This window comes from Chitinophaga sp. (assembly GCF_036566945.1).
GTDB lineage: Bacteria > Bacteroidota > Bacteroidia > Chitinophagales > Chitinophagaceae > Chitinophaga.
In genome coordinates this window covers 1-1,917 of the sequence record NZ_DATCVJ010000882.1, presented here as the reverse complement: position 1 = coordinate 1,917, position 1,917 = coordinate 1, and the positions used below count along the sequence as shown (strand labels likewise).

General features: G+C 46.2%; 3 protein-coding genes. All 3 read right to left on the bottom strand.

Annotated features, from left to right (window positions below; genetic code table 11):
- Window positions 1–368, bottom strand: a 368-nt coding sequence (locus VIP81_RS26640) for a DUF3887 domain-containing protein (protein ID WP_331968473.1), incomplete at its 3' end; no start/stop codon positions are given.
- 4 nt (window positions 369–372) lie between these two features.
- The gene (locus tag VIP81_RS26635; RefSeq protein ID WP_331968470.1) at window positions 373–1,260 is read right to left on the bottom strand and encodes an SdpI family protein; all 888 of its coding nucleotides are present in this window, start codon (window positions 1,258–1,260) and stop codon (window positions 373–375) included.
- Entirely contained in the window at window positions 1,247–1,543 is a 297-nt protein-coding gene (locus VIP81_RS26630; protein WP_331968467.1) for an autorepressor SdpR family transcription factor, read from the bottom strand. The genes VIP81_RS26635 and VIP81_RS26630 overlap by 14 nt, the downstream gene beginning before the upstream one ends.
- Window positions 1,544–1,917: the final 374 nt, after the last annotated feature.

Genomic DNA, 1,917 nt, shown 5'->3' with positions numbered 1-1,917 from the left:
CTGGGTTTGGAGCCGGTGATAAAAAAACCTACCATCCGGTCGGCGCTATCCAGTGCCACGCGGAAGATGAGTGTACTCCGTTCAAAATTATTTTCCGCGGTAACAATATAGTGGCTACCCTCGCGTACTGTTTTCTGGGAGATGAGTGTTTCCCACGTTCCATTAGCTTGTTCGACCTGTTGCCATATTGCTCTCAGCACGTCTGCATTCACTTTTTCTTTCATAACCGGCGCCATGTATTGCATGGCATTGTTCCAGTTGTTTTTACCCATCTGTTCGAAGAAACTCTTTACTACCACGTTGGTCTGTTGTGCAGCCGCGGAAGGGATAACGCAGCAGCAAAGGATGAAAAAAAAGAATCGTTTCATATAATCAGGGTTGATGAATTATTTTTTTATAGAGGATATAAGAGTAAGCGGTGGGTATCAGCGATATAATCGCGATCACTGACAAAAGTATATAATGTACCTGTTGCGCATTGACGAGGAATGTTGCGATAAGACCGGCCAGGCCGAAAACAAACAACAGGATACCACCCATCCGGTGGGTTTTACGCCATACCGTTTCATTTTTCAGGGTCCAGGGGGTGCGGATTCCCAGGTAAAGATTGGGGCGCACATTATATAACAGGTTACCGCAAATGGCGAGGAAGGCCAGGATAAACTGCGAGATTATTTTTTCAGAGGTAATATGTCCTGCCAGTAAAGCGCATAGCGGGCCAATAGACACCACTACATGGGTACTCACCCAAATGATCACATAAGATTTATGCGCCAGTGGTTTTTCGTCGCTATACAGATACATCACCGAATATATGCGATAAATGAATACATTCATCAACACTACTGCACCGATGCCGCCTGCGTAGGCCCACAGGGTGGCATTTCCGGCCGTTAATTTACCGGCAGCTACCAGCATTTCATAGATGGGAATAGCGCTTAATAAAATGACCAGCCCTGCTTTCACGGTATATAATATGGGTATCAACAAAGCCGATTGGCCCTGATAACGCTGCTGCCTTTTCGTCAACAGGAAAGTAAGCGCCATGGAACCGTAGACCACCAGGGTGCTGGCAAACTGGGCTACGATGAAACGCAGTGGTGACATACGCCCATCTACCACCAACTTTCCGTTGCCATGGATCGAGTAATGGGAAGGGATCAGGTCCGGCAATAGTGGTTTGAGATAGAGATATACCAGGAAAGGGCATATTATCACCACTATCAATGGTATTTCTTTCCACCATTTATTTTCCTGCATATGGGACAGCTGTTTTTTGGGTAAGGGTATCGGCGGTAAACTGCAGCATCCATTTCAGCAGTTCATCCATCACGGTAGTGTTGAGAGAGTAACACACGAACTGTCCTTTTTTCACGCTGGTCAGTAATTCTGCCTGTTTGAGTAAATCGAGATGATGTGAGATGGTCGGTTTTGAAAAGCTGAAATGATCGGCGATCTGACCGGCGGTCAGGTCTTCTTTTTTGAGCAGTTCCAGGATGTCGCGGCGGGTTTTGTCATTGAGCGCCTTGAATACGTTGTTCATGAATATATATATTTAGACAACTATCTAAATGCTAATGTAGGAGAAGTGGGAAAATTGACCAAATGAAAATGGGACAAGGAAAGATGGGGGCGGGTAGCTATCGATCAGGCCCGCGTTACGCTTGAATACCCAAAGGTCATTTGTTCAGGCGCAGCGCCTAAACAAATCCGCAGCGCTCCCTTTCGGGATAACGCTGCGGAAGGAGAAACAGGTGTAGGAATAATGAAACTATGGCAGGATCTCTATCTCAGTGCCTTCATTCCAATGTTTATGCTCAGGGGTATAATACAGGTAACAGTTGCTGGCTTTGGCTTTGTAGGTGCCGGGAACATCAGCTTTGAGGTCCAGGTTAATGGTTTTGGTTTCCTCTTTGC